Origin of the sequence: Streptosporangium sp. NPDC006007 (genome assembly GCF_040614315.1) — a bacterium.
Taxonomy (GTDB): domain Bacteria; phylum Actinomycetota; class Actinomycetes; order Streptosporangiales; family Streptosporangiaceae; genus Streptosporangium.
In genome coordinates this window covers 115,489-132,417 of the sequence record NZ_JBEXUG010000019.1, presented here as the reverse complement: position 1 = coordinate 132,417, position 16,929 = coordinate 115,489, and the positions used below count along the sequence as shown (strand labels likewise).

The following is a 16,929-nucleotide window of genomic DNA, read 5'->3' as shown; positions in this document are numbered from 1 at the left end:
ACGGTGTGGCCTACGATCCCGCCAAGCACGGAGCCCTCCAGGCCCTGCTCAGACAAGATCAACTGGCGGCGGCTTGACACAGGGCTACTCATCGCCTCGGCCGCTCAGATCGGCTACGCCATCGGCATCCTCCTTATCGTGCCGCTCGCCGACACCGCCAATGTGCGCCGACTGACAACCACCCTGCTCGCCTTGACCTGTGGAGGACTCCTCGTCGCCGCCGCGGCGCCCAACCTGGTCACGCTCACCGTCGCGACACTCGCCGTCTCCACGACCACCGTGCTGCCGCAGGTCATCACACCGGTCGCCGCCGCCCTGGCGGGCCCGGAGCGGAGCGGTCATGTCGTCGGCCTCGTCGGCCTTGGGCTGACCCTCGGCTCGACGCTGTCCCGCACGCTCTCCGGGGCCGTATCGGACGCCAGCGGCAACTGGCGGGTGGCATATCTGGTGGCCGCCGCGATGACCGGCGCCCTCCTCCTGACGCTCCCGCGCCGTATGCCGGAACGGCTGAGCGGGGGGGGAGCACCGCTGTCCTATATGAAACTGCTGGCCACACTTCCCGGCCTGCTCGCAGCCCACCGCGAAGTGCGTCTCTCCGCCTTCCTGGGGGCGACGGTGTTCGCCGCTTTCAGCACCTTCTGGGCGACGTTCTCCTTCCACCTGGCCGCGCCCCCCTTCCATCAGGGACCCGCCTTCGCTGGGCTGTTCAGCCTCTACAGCCTGCCCGCCGCGCTGCTCTCCGCGTACGCGGGCCGGCTCAACGACCGGCACGGACCGACCTCGGTCAGCACCTGGGCACTGGGCTGCGTCATCGCGTCCTTCGCCCTGTTCGGATTCCTGGGCGACTCGATGGCCGCGCTCGTCATCGGCGGCAATCTGCTGATCCTGGGCGCGAGCAGCAGTCAGGTTGCCAACCAGGCAAGAGTCCTGGTGCTGGGCGAGAGGAAGGTCGCACGTCTGAACACCGTCTTCATGCTGTCGTCATTCGGCGGTGGCGCGATCGGTTCGCTGGCCGCCGCCTCCGCCTACAGCTCCTACGGATGGACCGGCACGGTGCTGACCGGTACCGGATTCATCACGCTGACCGCCGGGGCACTCGCCCTGGACCTCATGAAGCGAATCAGGGCCAGAGCAGTTTCAGCTTGATTTTGCCATTTTTCAGGAAATCAATTGCCTAATCGCGCCTATTGGCTGATACACACCTCGCGGGGAAACATGAAGAAGCCCGTCACCGCTCTGCCCGGTCCGCCGGCGATCGAGCGACGAACCGAGCCGCCACGAGCCGGCCACCACCGAACCAGCGGGGAGGCGGTGAGATGACGCGCGACCGCTCCTTCGACATAGCCGTCACCGGCATGGCCGCCCGGTTCCCCGGCGGCGACGACATCGACCGGTGGTGGGCGGCCGTCCAGGCCGGCCAGGTGCTGACCAGACGTTTCACCGAGCACGAGCTGACCGAGGCCAAGGTGCCGCGGAATCTGATCAATGATCCCAACTATGTTCCGGTCCGCGGATATCTGTCCGGCTCCGACTGTTTCGACAACGAACTCTTTCAGGTCACCGCGCGCGACGCCGAGTTGATGGATCCGCAGGCCCGACTGATGCTGGAGGTCACCTGGGCCGCGCTGGAGGACGCGGGAAGGAGCCCGCGCGACGGCTCAATCACCACCGGTGTCTATGCCTCCGCCAGCGGCAGCGCATACATGCGCAGCATGCTGGCAGGCGGCGCGCTGGACTCCTCGACGCTCGAACAGGCCCTGCGCGGCACCGAGCCGGACTACCTGGCCACCCGCATCGCCTACAAACTCGGTCTGACCGGCCCCGCGCTGAGTGTGCAGACCGCCTGTTCCTCCTCGCTCGTCGCCCTCCACATGGCGGTCCAGGCGCTCCTCAACGGCGACTGCGACCAAGCCGTGGTGGTCGCCGCGGCGGTCGGCTTTCCGCAGGCCGGATACCGTCATGTGCCGGGCGGCATCTTGTCCGCCTCGGGCGTCTGCCGGCCCTTCGACAAGAACGCGGACGGCGCGATCCCCGGCTCCGGAGCGACCTGCGTGGTGCTGCGCCCGCTGGCGGACGCCCTAGCCGACGGGCCGCCTCCGTACGGGGTGATCCTCGGTACCGCGATCAACAACGACGGCGCGGCCAAGGCCGGATACAGCGCGCCATCCGCCATCGGCCAGGAAGCCGTGATCCGGGCGGCGTTCCGTGCCGCGGACGTGGATGCCACGTCTCTCGGTTACCTGGAGGCGCACGCCACCGGGACGCGGGTCGGCGACCCCATTGAATGGTCCGCGGCCTCCGCCGCGCTCAACGGCATGGGCGCACGTCCCGGCCACCTGGACGCCGCGGCGGGCCTAGCCTCACTGATCAAGGCACTGATGGTGGTGAAGGACGGGATCCTGCCACCCGTGGCCGGATTCGACAGGATCAACCCCCTGCTGGAGACGGACGGCTCCCCGCTGTTCGTCCCCGCCGAAACCCGCCCGTGGACCGGCGCCGAGCCCCGGCGCGCCGGTGTCAGCTCATTCGGCATCGGCGGCACCAATGCCCACGTCGTCATCGAGCAGGCACCGGAACCCACCCCTGCTCCCCGGGCCGCCGAGGAGCGCGAGCGGCTGGTCCTGCTGTCCACCGCCACCCCTGAGGCCCTCGACAGGTCCGCCGCGCGACTTCGCGCGTATCTGGCCGGGGATCGATCCGGCCTGGACGACATCACCCACACCCTCGCCACCGGCCGCGCCGAGCTGCCCCAGCGTCTGGCGGTGTCCGGACGCACCGGTGCCGAGATCGCCGAACGCCTTGCCGAGGGCACGGCGGTGGTGCGCGGCACCCGTCCCGCCGGGGGGCCGGCTCCGGTGATTTTCCTGCTGCCGGGCCAGGGCGCCCAGCGGCCGGGCATGGCTCTGCCGTTCGCCGCGGCTCTGCCCGGCTTCTCCGCCGCGTTTGACGCCTGCCTCAGCGTCTTCGCCCCTGAGCTGGCGGCCACGCTGCGCCACGCGCTGCTGGACACCGGCTTCCCCGCCGTGGAACTTGAGGCGACGGAGCTCGCCCAGCCCGCGCTCTTCGCCCTTGAGTACGCCGCGGCCACCGCTCTGACCGGGCTCGGCGTCACCCCCGCCGCGCTCCTCGGGCACAGCCTTGGAGAGATCACCGCGGCCTGTCTCGCCGGGATCTTCGACCTGCCCGGCGCCGTCCGGTTCGTGACCGCCCGCGGGCGTGCCATGCGGGACTGCCCGCCCGGTGCGATGCTCGCTTTGGGCTGCGGCGAGTCGGAGGCTCGGAAACTGGTGGCCGAGTCGGGCGCCGGACTGGAACCGGCCGCGGCCAACGGCCCGGACAACTGTGTGGTGGCGGGATCGGCCGAAGCGGTCGAGGCGTTCCAGTCCTGGCTCGGAGACCGGGTCTTCTCCCGGCGGCTGCGGACGAGCCACGCCTTCCACTCCGTCCTGATCGAGCCCGCCGTACCGAAACTGCGCGAGGAACTGTCCGGCATCGGGCTGGGGCGGCCGTCCCTGCCGCTCGCGGCCAACACCACCGGGCAGATCATCCCCAGCGGGGCAGAGATCGATCCCGGCATGTTCGCCGAGCAGGCCCGCCACACGGTCCGGTTCGGCGATGCGCTCGCCGCGATCGCCGAGCTCCACCCCGGGGCCGTCACTGTCGAGGTCGGTCCGGGCCGGACCCTGTCGGCACTGGCGGAGGCCGCCGGGCTGACCGCCGTCCCGCTCTCCCCGGCTCGCGCCGAAACCCCCGGTGGGGGACCGCTGACGGCGCTGGGGACGCTCTGGACCCTGGGGCAGCCGATCGACCCGGCCGTGCTGTGTGGCGAGGGCCGCCGGGTGCGCCTGCCCGGCTATCCGTTCGCCGGGCCGAGCCGGATCGCACCGGAGGCGGTGGCCCTGCCCTCCCGGCCCGCCGCCCCGACAGGTCCTCAGGTGCCCGTGACGACCGAGGCGGAGGGGGCGGCAAGCGCGCCCGCGGACGTGTGTGACGCGGTGACCCGTGCTTGGACCCGGTTCCTCGGCGGGACCGCCCTCACCGACGACTCGGACTTCTTCGATCTCGGCGGCGACTCCCTCCTCATCACCCGGGTCACCTCCCACCTCGGGGAGGAACTGGGCATTGACCTCCCGATACGCGACATGCTCGCCGTCCGCACCCTCGGCGGTCAGACCGCCGTGATCAAGGGCTTACTGGTGGACGGCGAGGAGAGGAACCTCCCCGCCTCGGCCTCGACCGCGCCCGGTGGAAAGAGCGCGTGTCCCCCGGTGTCGTGAGCTCGTGCGGCGACACCGGCGGCTTCGGTGACGGGGGCGGCGTACGCCGAAAGGACGTGTCAGAGCGCACGGCACATGATGTGCAGCCCGACATAGCCGTGCGCCGGGTGGCGGAAACCCTCTGGAATCGTGCCCAGCACCTCGAAACCAAGGGACTGGTACAGCTTCACCGCGTATGTGTTCGTATCCACGACCGCGTTGAACTGCATTATCCGGTAGCCCTCCGCACGCGCCCACTCCATCGTGTACTCGCACAGCGCCCGGCCCACACCGCGTCCCGCGTGGGCGGGGTCCACCATGTAGCTGGCGCTCGCGATGTGCGCGGAGTTGCCCAGATGGTTGTTGTTCATTTTTGCCGTACCCAGGACCGTGCCGACGTCATCGACGGCGACGACCGTCCGGTTCGGCGGCGGCAAGAGCCACCAGTCGCGTCCCTCCTCCTGGCTGAGGTCGACCGGGTAGGTGAACGTCTCCCCCGCGCTGACGATCTCGCGGAAGAAAGACCAAATGGCAGGCCAGTCCGCCGTGGTGGCTTCCCTAATCAGCATGGGGGAAGCATGCCAGCACGAATCCCGAGACCACCATCGCTTTTGTGTCGCCCCTGCCCGGAGCCGGACCATTTCGCAACCTGAATCCTTAACGTCTCCCACCGACCGGTTCCGGTCATCCCTTTTGCCCCCAGAACACCCGCCGAAAGGCTTTCCTAGCCTTGTTGCCAAATTTCTGACAAGTTATTGTCTGGCCGGGATACCTGTATTAACTTCCTAGGCAACGCGAAATGCCTCCGGCTTCCGCGATCACCTTCAGACCTTTCTCCCAGGGGGATGCCATGAGGAAGTTCATCCGTGCTGTCCGTGTACCTGCCGTACTCGCCGTAATCGGCCTCGCCACCCTCACCGTGGCCCGCCTCGACGGCGGCATCGGCTGGCCCGGCCCGAACCCGGCGAGCGCCGTCGTGCTCGCCGCCGCCAATGACATCGGCTGGCCGACCGCATAGTCGATCGACTCGCACCGCCCCTCGCGCCCTGTGACAGAGAGTGATGGAACCGATGACCTCCGACCTGCCCCACTCACCGGTTGCCGGGCCCGCAGTGATCGTGGACGGTTACTCCACCGGCACCTTCCTGCCCCCGGCCTTCGCCCGGCTCGGTATCGAGGTCGTGCATGTTCACAGCACCGCGGAGCCGATGGCGTCCATGCTCGCACCGGACCCCACCGCCTATCGCGATCACTTTCACTGCGAGGGCGACGCGGCCCTGGAGCGAACCGTCGAGGCCATCGCGGCCCTGCGCCCCGTGGCCGTCCTGGCCGGCCAGGAGCCCGGAGTCCCGCTGGCCGACGCGCTCAGTGAGCGCCTCGGCCTGGCCACCAACGGCACGGCGCTGTCCGGCGCTCGCCGTGACAAGTACGAGATGGCCAGGACACTGCGGGCAGCCGGCATCCGCTGCGCCCGTCAGTTCAAGAGCTCGGAGCCGGAACTCCTCGTCAACTGGGCGGAGCGCGGGGGCTCCTATCCAGTTGTCGTGAAACCACTCAGTTCAGCGTCCACCGATCATGTCTACCGCTGCCACGACGCGGCCGAAGTCGAGGCGGCCGCCCGCTCGGTGCTCGGCTCCACGGACATCTTCGACCGGCGTAACACCGAGGCCCTGGTGCAGTCGTTCCTCGAAGGCACCGAGTACATCGTGGACACCGTCAGCGTGGACGGGGGGCATTACGTCTGCGGTGTCTGGGAGTACGAGAAGCGGATCCTGCCGGACGGCAGGAATATCTACGAGCTCGATGTGCTCCTCGACCCGGGCGAGGAACCGGTACCCGAGTTGATCGCCTATGTCGGCACGGTGCTCGCCGCCCTGGGGATCCAGCACGGCCCGGCGCACGCCGAGGTCATCATGACGCCCGACGGCCCGGCCCTGGTGGAGATCGGCGCCCGGCTCAACGGCAACATGAACCCTGGCTTCCACGACATGTGCCTGGGTGCCAATCAGGCCGATCTGACCGCGCTGGCCTACGCCCGCCCACGGGACTTCCGTACCCGGTACGCCGGGCGCGTGTACTCCCGGCGGCAGGCCGCCGCGGTTCACAACACCCGAACCGAGCAGGACGGCCTGGTCGCCTCTGTCGACCAGGCGGCGGTCGACCGAATCTCCGCGCTCCCCAGCGTCCACCTGGTCAGCGTCAAGCTGGGCCCGGGCAAACGGATCCGGCCCACCGCCGACCTGCTGACGAGCCCGCTGCGTATCTTCATGGCGGCTCCCGAGCTGGGCGCGATCCGTGCCGACCACCACGCCATCCAGGCGCTGAAGGATGAGGTCTACCAGGTGACAGAAGCCGAACACCGACCCCGGGTGCTGCTGTTGGGCACTGACAAATATGTGATGCAGGCGTGCGTGCGCCACGGCGTGGACGCCGTTCTGGTGTGGGGGTTCGGCGGCTACGACTACGGTCTCGCCGAGGTTCCCGCCGAAATCACCGTGCTGAGGGTGGAGGAGCAGAAGAACCCCGAGGCCATTCTGATGGCCCTGCACCGGGCCGGGCTCGCGGACACCCCCTTCGACGCCGTGCAGACCTCGGACGAGTGGGCGCTGGTGACCGCCGGTCTGCTCGCCTCCTTTCTCGGCTGCCGCGCCATCGACCCGTCGACCGCCGTGTACTTCAGGGACAAGTCCCTGCAGAAGCGCCGGGTGGCCGAGGCCGGGATACCCACGGCCCGCGTCACCGTGATCGAGGATGTGCACGACGTCTCCGCCATCACCGCGTGGGAGTATGAGCGTGCCGTGCTCAAGCCGGTCGCCGGCGCGGGCACCGTCCGTACCACGGTCGTCGACGGCCTGGAGCGACTGGGCGAGCTGAGCCGCCGCTACCGTGAGGACCGCCTGCCGCAGCGCACCTTCGTCCTGGAGGAGTACATCGGCGGTGAGGAGTGGATCGCCGACGGCTTCCTGTACGACGGTTCGCTGCGATTCCTGGCCGTCGGCCGCTACGGCAGTCCGTGTCTCGTCACGATCGACGAGCAGCAGCCGCTGTGGATGCGGCATTTCGACCGCAAGACCGAGGAGTGGGCGTACGAGCGCGCCGAACCAGTCGTGCGCCGGGCGCTGAACGCACTCGGCCTGCGAAACGGCGTGTTTCACATGGAGTTGTTCCACGACCCGGAGACCGGCCGGCTGACCTTCAGCGAATGCGCGGCCCGCGGCGGCGGAGCGCTGATCGACGAACAGGTGCTGGCCAAGTTCGGGGTGAACCTTGGGGAGGCTGCGCTGTTCTGCGCGCTTGGCCGTCCCCCTCGGGCCGACATCACGTACCGTCCCGAGCTGATCGGCACCAGTTATCTCCAGGGCCGGTCCGGTGTCGTCTTCGGCTGTCCCTCGCCCGCCGAGCTGCGCGAACTGCCCGGCGTGGAGTTCGCCCGGGTCGAGTTCCCGGTGGGTGAGCGCTTCTCCGCCGGCATTGACAGCACCAATCATCGTATGGGGCAGGTGCTGGTCTCAGCCGCCGACGACGAGGAGTTGCGGGCCCGGTTCGCCGCGGTGCGCGCCTGGTTCGACGAGCGACTCGTCGTGGCGCCGCCGAATGTCAGCGGCCGGCTCCTGCGTGCCTGGCATCATGAGGTTCTCCGGCCGGACGCCGACTTCCGGGACCAGATGTGGCAGTGACCGGAGGCAAGGCCGCCCAGACGCCTCCCCGGCGGCGGTCACTCGCCCACCGGCTGCTGCCGGATCGCGGTCCGCGCCGCACGCTGGCCACGTCGATCTTCGTGGACGCCCTCGGCAGTGGGATGTTCATGTCCTCCAGTGTGCTGTACTTCACACGCGTCGTTCATCTGCCGATGTCGGAGGTGGCGTTCGGCCTGTTCGCCGGAGCGATGGTCGGCCTGGTGGCCGGGGTGCTGGGCGGCAAGGTCGCCGACCGCTGGGGGGCACGGGAGACACAGATCGCCGTCATGGTCTTTGGCACCCTGTTCATGGGGTGCTACCTGCTGGTCGACACATTCTGGTCCTACCTGCTGGTCTCCATGCTCATCGGCGTGGTGTTCGCGGCGGACAAGTCGAGTAAGGCCCCGCTGATCCGCGGCTTCAGCGGGAACGATCCGGCCGGGTTCCGGGCCTATCTGCGGGCCGCGACGAACCTGGCCGTGGCACTCGGCGCGCTGGCCGCGGGTGTGGCCATCCAGTTCGACACCGCGCCCGCCTATCTGACGCTGGTGGTCGGCCGGGCACTGTCGTTCGCCGGATGCGCGATGGTGCTGCGGCGCCTTCCCCGGCCGGCCCCGGTGCCGACGCCGCCGCTGAACGGCCGCTGGGAGGCCCTGCGGGACCGCCCCTACCTGGCCGCGACCATCCTCAACGGCCTGATGTCACTGCACTTCGCGGTGCCCACCTTCCTGCTGCCGCTGTGGATCGTCGATCACACCGAGGCGCCCCGCTGGCTGGTGTCCGGAGTGCTCATTTTGAACACGGTCCTGGTCATCACCCTCCAGGTGGTCGTCAGCAGGAACGTCAACGATTCAGAGTCGGCCGGTCGGCGCATGCGCTGGGCGGGCATCGCGATCGCCGCAGGGCTCGGTCTGATGCTGGCGGCGAAAGAGCCGTCCACCTGGGTGTCCGCCGCACTGCTGCTGACCGCGACGGCCGTCTACACACTCGGTGAACTGTGGCACTCGGCCGCCGCGATGGAGTACTCCTTCGGACTGGCGGCACCACACGCGCAGGGCCAGTATTCCGGGATCTTCGGGCTCGGCGGCGGCGTGGCCGAGGCCCTCGCCCCCGTGGTCCTGGGCGCGCTCGCCCTCGGCCTGGGGCCGCCCGGCTGGATCCTGCTCAGCGCCGTGTTCCTCGCGGTCGGTTTCCTGAGCCGCCCTGTCGTCGCCTGGGCCTTGCGCACCTCGCCCTCGGCTCCAACCGGCCCGGCGGTCACCACCTAGTTCGGCTGCCGCGCCTTCACCTGACGGCCTGTCCAGCAGGCTCAGCCTTCGTACCCCTACCGGGTTCAGACTCGGAGAAAACAGGAGACATCCATGTCCGTCGCCCCCCTCACCACGACCGATCCCGAACTGGTAGAGGTCGTCCCCGGCCTCGGGTTCAGCTACGACAAGCTTCTCAACGCCTACCGGCAGTATGTCGAGCGAGTGCCGATGCCACTGTCCGGCAACCCCGAGGACCGGCTGCGCAGACTCGGTCTGACCCACCGCGTGAACGCCGAGGACCCGTGGCGTGACGCCGGCAACGGCCAGTTCAACCAGGAGACAGGTGAGAAGTACTTCGAGGAGTCGGAGTTCTCCGTCTTCAACGAAGATCTCAGGGACACCTACTTCCACGAGGTCTTCAAGAGCCTGCCGTTCCGTCCCGGCCGCATGCGCCTGGTCACCCTGCACCCGGGCGAGATCTACCACATGCACACGGACGCCTCCCGGGTCGCGCATATGGCGATCCGGACAAACGAGGACAGTCGGCTGCTGTTCCGCAGCGGTCACACCTACCACGTACCGACCGACGGCCGGATCCATATCCTCAACACCCTTCGCCACCACTCCGCCTACAACGCGGGTGGCACCGACCGCATTCACCTGACGATGACGCTGGCCGACTGAGGCCCACAGCCGTTCGTGCCGACCGCTGCAGAAAGAGCTCCGATGTCATCGCCGTCCTCCGGCATCCCCGACCCCTCCGTACGGGCCACCGACCGGAAAGAAGCGGCCCGGAAGTGGAGCGAGGAGATCCGTGCCGCCCTCTCCGAGCGCCCGCTCGGCCTCGGTGGAGGCGGCCCCGCCCCGGGCGGGCGGAGGGCCACGGTGAGGCTGACGGTGAACGCCTCTCTTCGCACGGCGATCGGCCGTACGGCCCGCGAGCACGGGGTCACCCCTCTGACAGTCGGCCTCGCCGCTCTGGCGGTGACCGTGACCCGTTACACCGCCAGGCTCCGGCTGGTTGTCGGCTCAGCCTCAAACGGGGAGGCCGGGATGCCGGTTCTGCTCACGGTACGAGACGACCAGTCCGGCGCCGGGCTTCTGTCCGCCACCCACGGTTCGCTGGAACACTCCTTGTCGCACCACACCGCTCCGGCGGACCGGCCGGGCGACGCCCCGGCCGTCCTGCTGGAGTTCAGCCACGACACCGATGCGACGGCACCGGCGTCGTCGTCCGGGAACGTCGTGCGCATCGCCTTCCGGGCGAGCGCCGGCGACGACGCCGCCGAGCTGGTCGCGACCTTCCCCGCCGGCCACTACACCAGGACGCAACTGCGCCGGTTCCTGGGCCACCTGCGGACCGCGCTGGCCGCCCTGACCGGGACACCGGAGGCACCCGTCGGCGGGCTGTCGCTGCTCGACGACGCCCAGACCGGTGAGCTGCTCGCCCTCGGACTCGGCTCGGCACTGCCGTCCGAAGACCAGGTACCGGTCCACACCCTCGTCGCGGAAGCCGCGGCCAAGGACCCCGGCCGCCTCGCCGTGGCGTGCGGCGAGGAGCAGGTGAGCCGGGGCGGGCTTGACGCGTGGGCGGCCCGGATCACCTCTCGTCTCATCGCGGCCGGCGTCGGACGCGGCGACCGGGTCGGCATCCTGGCCGAACGTTCCGCCGCCGCCGTGGCCGCCGTCCTCGGCACGGTAAGGGCCGGGGCCGCCTACGTCCCCATCGACCCGGCCGGCCCCGATGAGCGGATAGCCTCGATATTCGCCGACGCGCGGGTCGCGGCCGTGGTGGTCACCGGCCGGGTCGACCAGCGCCTGGCCGGCCTGAGTCTGCCCATCGTCCAGGCCGACGAACCGGCCGTCCGGACCGGTGGCACCGATGGAGCGGCGGGCACCGGCACCGGCGCGGTCCGTCCCACGGTGACCGCCGGGCCCGAGGACGCCGCGTATCTCGTCTACACCTCGGGGAGCACCGGCACGCCCAAGGGCGTGCTGGTCGAGCACGGCCAGCTGGCCGCCTCCACTCTGGCGCGCCGCCAGGTCTACCCCGGCGAACCGGTCTTCCTCCTGCTGTCCCCCCTCGCGTTCGACTCCTCGGCCGCCGGTCTGTGGGGCACACTCACCGCGGGCGGACGGCTGATCATCGCCGGTCAGGACGAGTTCCGTGACCCCGAGCGGCTGGTCCGGCTCGTCGAGCGGCACGAGGTGACGCACCTGCTGTGTGTGCCCTCCCTGTACGCCATGATCCTCGCGGCCGGTGAACGGGACGGGCTGCACCGGCTGCGGTCGCTGACCACCGTGATCGTGGCCGGTGAGGTCCTCCCCGAGGCCCTGCTCCTACGGCACACCGCCGCGCTCGGCGACACCGCCCTCGTCAACGAGTACGGGCCGACCGAGACGACGATATGGGCGAGCTACCGGCGCTGCGCCGCTTCCGGCCCGGTGGACATCGGCGGTCCTGTACCCGGTGCCCGGCTCTATGTGCTCGATGACGCGCGGCGGCTGGTGCCGCCAGGTGTCACCGGCGAGCTGTGTATCGGCGGCGCCGGGGTCTCCCGCGGCTACTTCGGGCGTCCGGACGCCACCCGGCGCGCGTTCCTCCAGGACCCGTTCGCCGGGGACGGAGCACGGATGTACCTCACAGGTGATCTGGTGCGCTGGACGGAGGCGGGCACACTGGAGTTCCTGGGGCGGCGCGACAGCCAGGTCAAGATCCGTGGCCACCGAGTGGAGCTCGGTGCTGTCGAGGCGGCACTGCGCGCCTGCCCGGGCATCCGGGAGGCCGTGGTCGTCCTGGACACCGAGCGGACCCGGCTGATCGGGTTCGTCCTGGCCGACCACGACATGGACTCACTTCTTACCCGCGAGCGGCTGGCCAGGAGACTGCCCGAGGTGGCGATCCCCGCGCGGCTGCGAGTCATGGACACCTTTCCTGTCACCGCCAACGGCAAGGTGGACCGGGCGGCGCTCGCTGAGCGCGCGAAGGCACAGGATCAGATGGCTCGGCGGAGCGAGCGGAACAGCCCGGCGTCCGGCACCTCTGTCGCCCAGGTCGCCGCCGCGTGGGCGGAGGTCCTGCAGATCTCCGAGGTCCCCACGTCGGTCAACTTCTTCGAAGTGGGGGGGCACTCACTGATGATCTTCCGGCTACAGGAGGCGCTGGAGGGCCACACCGGGGTACGGCCCTCTCCCCTCGACCTCTACCGGTGCACCACCGTGGAAACACAGGCCGAACTGGTTCGGGCCGGTTCCACCGGGCCGCCCGGAGCCGCTCCGGCCGGCGATGGGGCCGACCGCGCCCGCCGCGCGCGGGCAGCCCGAGCCCGCCGAGCACGTTCCCGGCGCCAGGGTGGCGGCCCGGCGCACACGACCGGGAGCGTAGAGCCGGATTGATCTGCCCATACTTACTTAAAAGTGCATAGAAGGTTAAATTGGAGAATCTTGGCACTTCATGTCGACCAAAAGGCATCATTTATAGCTTGCCGTGACCTGGAGCTCGTTTTCCCCTTCGTCTGGGGTATCACTGACTCATGAGAAGTCTGGACGTGGGCTGGGTCACCTGCGCCGCCTCCCCCGAATGCGCCGGATCGGCACGGCTCCCCTACGGGCGCTGCCTGGCCCATCTCGACCACCACGAGCTCGACGAGGTCATCCGCGGCCTCTCCCCCGGCGCCGCGGTCGACCTGCGGGGCACCACCGTGGGCAGGGATCTGCTGGAGCGAGTCCTGACCGCCACACACCGCCGCCTGGGCCGGGCCAGGTTCGACCTCGCGGCCTTCCCCGAGGAGGCCAGGTTCGGCGACGTCGTGTTCACCGGGGACGTCTCCTTCGACCAGGCCGGTTTCCGGCGGCTCGCCTCGTTCGTCGGGGCGCGATTCGCGGGAAACGTCTCCTTCCGCGAGGTCAGGTTCGCCAGGGAGCTGTCACTGCACGGCATCACGGTCGCCGGGCACGCGGCCTTCGACCGGATGTCCGTGGGCAGGGACGCGCTGTTCAGCGCGGCCAGGTTCGGCAGGACCGCCTCCTTCGAAGGAGCGGACCTCCATGATTTCGCCACCTTCGACGGCACCCGCTTCGACGGTGACGCGACCTTCCGGGGGTGCCGGTTCGGCCGGGCGGTGTCGCTGCGGAAGGTGGAGTTCGGCAGGCTGGCCGGCTTCGAGGCGGCCCGGTTCTGGGCGGGTGGCTGCCTGGCCCCCACCGCGGTCGGCCGCCGTCTCAGCCTCACCGGGGCGTGGGCGGGCAACGGCCTCGACCTGATCGCCCGGGACTGCCCGGTGGACCTGCGGCGGATGCGGGTGACCGGGCGGCTGGCCGTACGGCTCGACGGCGCGGACGCCGACCTTGAGGGGGCGACGCTGCGCGGCCCGGCCACGGTCGACGGACGGGGCACCTCCAGGGTGAGCTCGCTGCGCGAGGTGGAGGCCGAGGCCCTGGAGCTGCGCAACGTCGATCTCCGCACCTGCCGGTTCACCGGGATCCGCACCCCCGAGCGGCTCCGGCTGACCCGGTGCGCGTTCGCCACCACCCCGCGCGGCGTGCGGTTCGCGCTGCGCTGGCCACCGCTGCGGTGGTGGACCCGGCGGCGCACCCTGGCCGACGAGCACGCCTGGCGCGGCTGGTCCCGCTCCGAGGCGGAGCCGCCGACCGCGCATCGGCTCGCCGTGCTCTACTCCCGGCTCCGCACCGGGGTGGACGACAAGGACACCGCCGCCGACTTCGCCTTCGGGGCGATGGAGATGCGCCGTGTCACCAGCCGCTCGTCCGGCCGCTGGCTGCTGTCGCTCCACTGGATCCTCAGCGGCTACGGCCTGCGGATGGGCCGGGCTGTGGGATGGTTCACGCTGGTCGCCGCGATCGCGGCGATCGCGGCGGGCGGCCTGCTGATGGGCTCGGCCTCGCACGCCGCACGCCGCCCCGCTCCGCCCCGGGCGTCCTCGCCTCCGACCCAGTTCCTGCCCTGACCCGGGTCGTTCCCGGCCGGCTCGGGGTCCTCTCAGGGTCGATCCCCGATGTGCCGATCCGCCTCGGCTGTGACAATGTGCGGCGAGAGGCTCGCGGGGGGCCACGGAGCGGGAGGCGGGCATGACGGACGCCGGGGTCATCGACGACTACGTGACCGGGCTCCGCCGCGTCCTCAGGGGCCCCAGAGGCCCGAAGATCGATCTGGTGGCCGAGGCCCGCGACAGCCTGCTCGACGCCGCCGAGGCGCTGGAGCACGGCGGGCTGGACCGGGCCGGGGCCGAGCGGGCCGCGGTCGAGGGGTTCGGCTCGATCGGCGAGGTCGCGCCGGACTACCAGGAGACGCTGTCGGTCCCGGCGGGGCGCAGGCCGGCCGCCCTGCTGTTCGTCAGCGTGCCGTTGACCACGCTGCTGTGGAGCCTGATCTGGCGGGTCTTCCCCACCGGTCCGGCGGCCCACGCGGCCTGGCCCGGCTGGTTCGTGCCGGTCGCCCGCGGCCTGGACATCCTGCAGATGCTCGTCGGCGTGATCGGCGGGGTCGCGCTGCTCGTGCTGGGGCGAGGGTTGCGCAGGATCCGGCGGCCTGGGACCGGGTGATCTGCGCCGGCTCGTACGGCCTGGCGCTGAGCTGGGGCATGGCCCTGGCCGCGATCGCCGGCGGCCTGTCGGGGCCGCCGGTCGGCCTGCCCGGCCTGGCCTGCGGGGTGGTGGTCGCGGCGGCGTTCGCCTTCCACGGCTGGACCTTCGCCTCCTGGCGGCTCCCCGGGCAGATGACCGGCGCGAGCCGGAGCGGGAGGGCGCTTCTGGTCTCCGCGTGCGCCGCGGCCACGCCGGTCGCGGTGCCGCTGGCCGTACTCGGCCCGGGGCTGCTGGAGTACGCCGCGCCCACCGGGACGCTGAATGTGCTCAGTCTCATAATCATGCCGTTAACGCCGGTCATGGTGGGTGCGCAAGTATGGGTGTGGCGCACGTTCGGTCCCCGGCGTGCCGCTGATCGAGTCTCGTCGTTCTTCTAAGGTTCGCATGCACAAGGATCTTGTACGGCTGGCGTTGGGCGAGCGGGCCGTCCGCCGCCACCTGGCGCTCTGCCTGGCCGCCGCGGTCCTGGCCGGGCTGCTCGTCCTGGTGCAGGCGGAAGTGCTGGCCGGGGTGCTGTCCGGACGGTTCGCGACCTCGGCGCTGGCTCTCCTGGCGTTGGTCGTCGCCGTCCGGGCCGCGCTCGGTCTGGTGCAGGGCGTGGCGGCCGGGCACACCAGTACCAGGGTGAAGTCGGCGCTCCGCCGCCGGCTGCTGTCACGGCTGCAGGAGCTCGGCCCGGCCAGGCCGGCCTCGCGTCGCTCCGGAGAGCTGGTGACGCTGGCCGGGCGGGGCCTGGACGCGCTCGACCCCTATCTGTCGGGGTACCTTCCCGCGGCGGCCGTGGCGGCCGTGGTGCCGATCGCGGTGCTCGTCCGGCTGTTCGCCGCCGACCTGGCCAGCGCGGTGATCGTGCTCGTCACGCTGCCGCTCATCCCGATCTTCGGGGCGCTGGTCGGCATGCACACCAAGGCGGTCACCGAGCGGCAGTGGCGGGCCCTGTCGCGGCTCGGCGGGCACTTCCTGGACGTGATCCGGGGCCTGCCCACGCTGCGCGCCTTCGGCCGGGCGCGATACCAGGCCGAGGTGATCCGCAAGGTGGCCGACGCCCACCGGAGCGCCACGATGCGCACGCTGCGGGTGGCCTTCCTGTCGTCGCTGGTGCTGGAGCTGGCAGCGTCGCTGTCCCTGGCGCTGGTCGCCGTGCCGGTGGGTCTGCGGCTGTTGTCCGGTTCGCTGGTACCGTCCACCGCGCTACTGGTGCTGCTGCTCGCGCCGGAGGCGTACCTGCCGCTGCGCAACGTGGGCAACAAGTTCCACGCGGCGATGGAGGGGGTCGCCGCGGCCGACGAGACCTTCGCCGTACTGGACGAGGAGACCGCGCCGGCTGGAAGGACCGTGCCAAACGAGGGGACCGTACCGGGCGCGAGGACCATGCCGAACGGGGAGACCGTACCGGCCGGGAAGGCCGTATCGGACAGGAGGACGGGACGCCCGGCACAGGACGGGGAACCACGGGGCCGCGCGCCGGAGATCCGGCTGGAGAACGTCACCGTGCGCTATCCCGGCCGGTCGGAGGCGGCGCTGGAGGACGTCTCGCTGGTGATCTCGCCCGGTGAGCGGGTCGCGCTGGTCGGCGAGAGCGGCGCGGGCAAGAGCACCCTGCTCCACCTGCTGCTCGGCTTCGTCACCCCCGTCGCGGGGCGGGTCCTGATCGACGGCGTCGAGCTCGTCGCCGGCACCGCCTGGCGCGAGCGGCTGGCGTTCGTGCCGCAGCGGCCACACCTGTTCGCCACCTCGGTGGCCGACAACATCCGCCTCGGCTCCCCCGGCGCGACGGTCGACGAGGTGCGGGCCGCGGCACGGGCCTCGCACGCCGACGAGTTCGTCACGGGACTGCCGGACGGCTACGAGACGGTGCTCGGCGAGCGCGGGGCGAACCTGTCGGCCGGCCAGCGGCAGCGGGTCGCGCTCGCCCGCGCCTTCTGCCGCCCCTCGGCCGACCTGCTGCTTCTCGACGAGCCGACCGCCCGGCTCGACGGCCGGAGCGAGGGCGTGATCGTGACCGCGACCCGTCACCTCGCCGAGGGGCGTACCGCCGTGATCGTGGCCCACCGGCCCGCGATGATCGACCTGGCCGACCGGGTGATCCGGATAACCGACGGCCGCGTGATGCCCGCCGCGCTGATCGGAGGGTCCCGGTGA

General features: G+C 70.8%; 12 protein-coding genes. 11 read left to right on the top strand and 1 reads right to left on the bottom strand.

Annotated features, from left to right (window positions below; genetic code table 11):
• Together ABZ194_RS17270 and ABZ194_RS17265 are read left to right on the top strand one after the other, a co-directional pair.
• Positions 1-1,146, top strand: a 1,146-nt coding sequence (locus ABZ194_RS17270) for an MFS transporter (protein WP_355597230.1), incomplete at its 5' end; no start/stop codon positions are given.
• Between the two features lie 170 nt (positions 1,147-1,316).
• The gene (locus ABZ194_RS17265; protein ID WP_355597228.1) at positions 1,317-4,277 is read left to right on the top strand and encodes a beta-ketoacyl synthase N-terminal-like domain-containing protein; all 2,961 of its coding nucleotides are present in this window, start codon (positions 1,317-1,319) and stop codon (positions 4,275-4,277) included.
• A gap of 59 nt (positions 4,278-4,336) precedes the next feature.
• Here the strand turns inward: ABZ194_RS17265 and ABZ194_RS17260 are convergent, their stop codons facing one another.
• Positions 4,337-4,825 carry a GNAT family N-acetyltransferase gene (locus tag ABZ194_RS17260; protein WP_355597226.1) on the bottom strand — a complete coding sequence of 163 codons (489 nt, stop codon included), beginning with the start codon at positions 4,823-4,825 and terminating at the stop codon, positions 4,337-4,339.
• Between the two features lie 281 nt (positions 4,826-5,106).
• On the opposite strand from ABZ194_RS17260, the gene ABZ194_RS17255 reads away from it, so the two are divergent.
• From ABZ194_RS17255 to cydD, 9 genes are all read left to right on the top strand, one after another.
• A complete protein-coding gene (locus ABZ194_RS17255; RefSeq protein WP_355597224.1) occupies positions 5,107-5,274 on the top strand; it encodes a hypothetical protein in 168 nt (55 codons plus the stop codon).
• Positions 5,275-5,326: 52 nt separating this feature from the next.
• On the top strand, positions 5,327-7,933 hold the full coding sequence (locus tag ABZ194_RS17250; RefSeq protein WP_355597222.1) for an ATP-grasp domain-containing protein: 2,607 nt from the start codon (positions 5,327-5,329) through the stop codon (positions 7,931-7,933).
• The gene (locus tag ABZ194_RS17245; protein WP_355597220.1) at positions 7,924-9,201 is read left to right on the top strand and encodes an MFS transporter; all 1,278 of its coding nucleotides are present in this window, start codon (positions 7,924-7,926) and stop codon (positions 9,199-9,201) included. Before ABZ194_RS17250 ends, ABZ194_RS17245 begins: the two co-directional genes overlap by 10 nt.
• Positions 9,202-9,294: 93 nt before the next feature.
• Positions 9,295-9,867: a hypothetical protein gene (locus tag ABZ194_RS17240; RefSeq protein WP_355597218.1), complete on the top strand. Its 573-nt coding sequence runs from the start codon at positions 9,295-9,297 to the stop codon at positions 9,865-9,867.
• 42 nt (positions 9,868-9,909) lie between these two features.
• Positions 9,910-12,579, top strand: a complete 2,670-nt coding sequence (locus tag ABZ194_RS17235; protein ID WP_355597216.1) for a non-ribosomal peptide synthetase — start codon at positions 9,910-9,912, stop codon at positions 12,577-12,579.
• 137 nt (positions 12,580-12,716) lie between these two features.
• On the top strand, positions 12,717-14,150 hold the full coding sequence (locus ABZ194_RS17230; protein WP_355597214.1) for a pentapeptide repeat-containing protein: 1,434 nt from the start codon (positions 12,717-12,719) through the stop codon (positions 14,148-14,150).
• A gap of 121 nt (positions 14,151-14,271) precedes the next feature.
• Positions 14,272-14,745, top strand: a complete 474-nt coding sequence (locus tag ABZ194_RS17225) for a permease prefix domain 1-containing protein (protein ID WP_355597212.1) — start codon at positions 14,272-14,274, stop codon at positions 14,743-14,745.
• Positions 14,742-15,164, top strand: coding sequence for a hypothetical protein (locus tag ABZ194_RS17220; RefSeq protein ID WP_355597210.1), 423 nt, complete (start codon positions 14,742-14,744; stop codon positions 15,162-15,164). Before ABZ194_RS17225 ends, ABZ194_RS17220 begins: the two co-directional genes overlap by 4 nt.
• A 7-nt stretch (positions 15,165-15,171) precedes the next feature.
• Entirely contained in the window at positions 15,172-16,929 is a 1,758-nt protein-coding gene (gene cydD, locus ABZ194_RS17215; protein WP_355597208.1) for a thiol reductant ABC exporter subunit CydD, read from the top strand.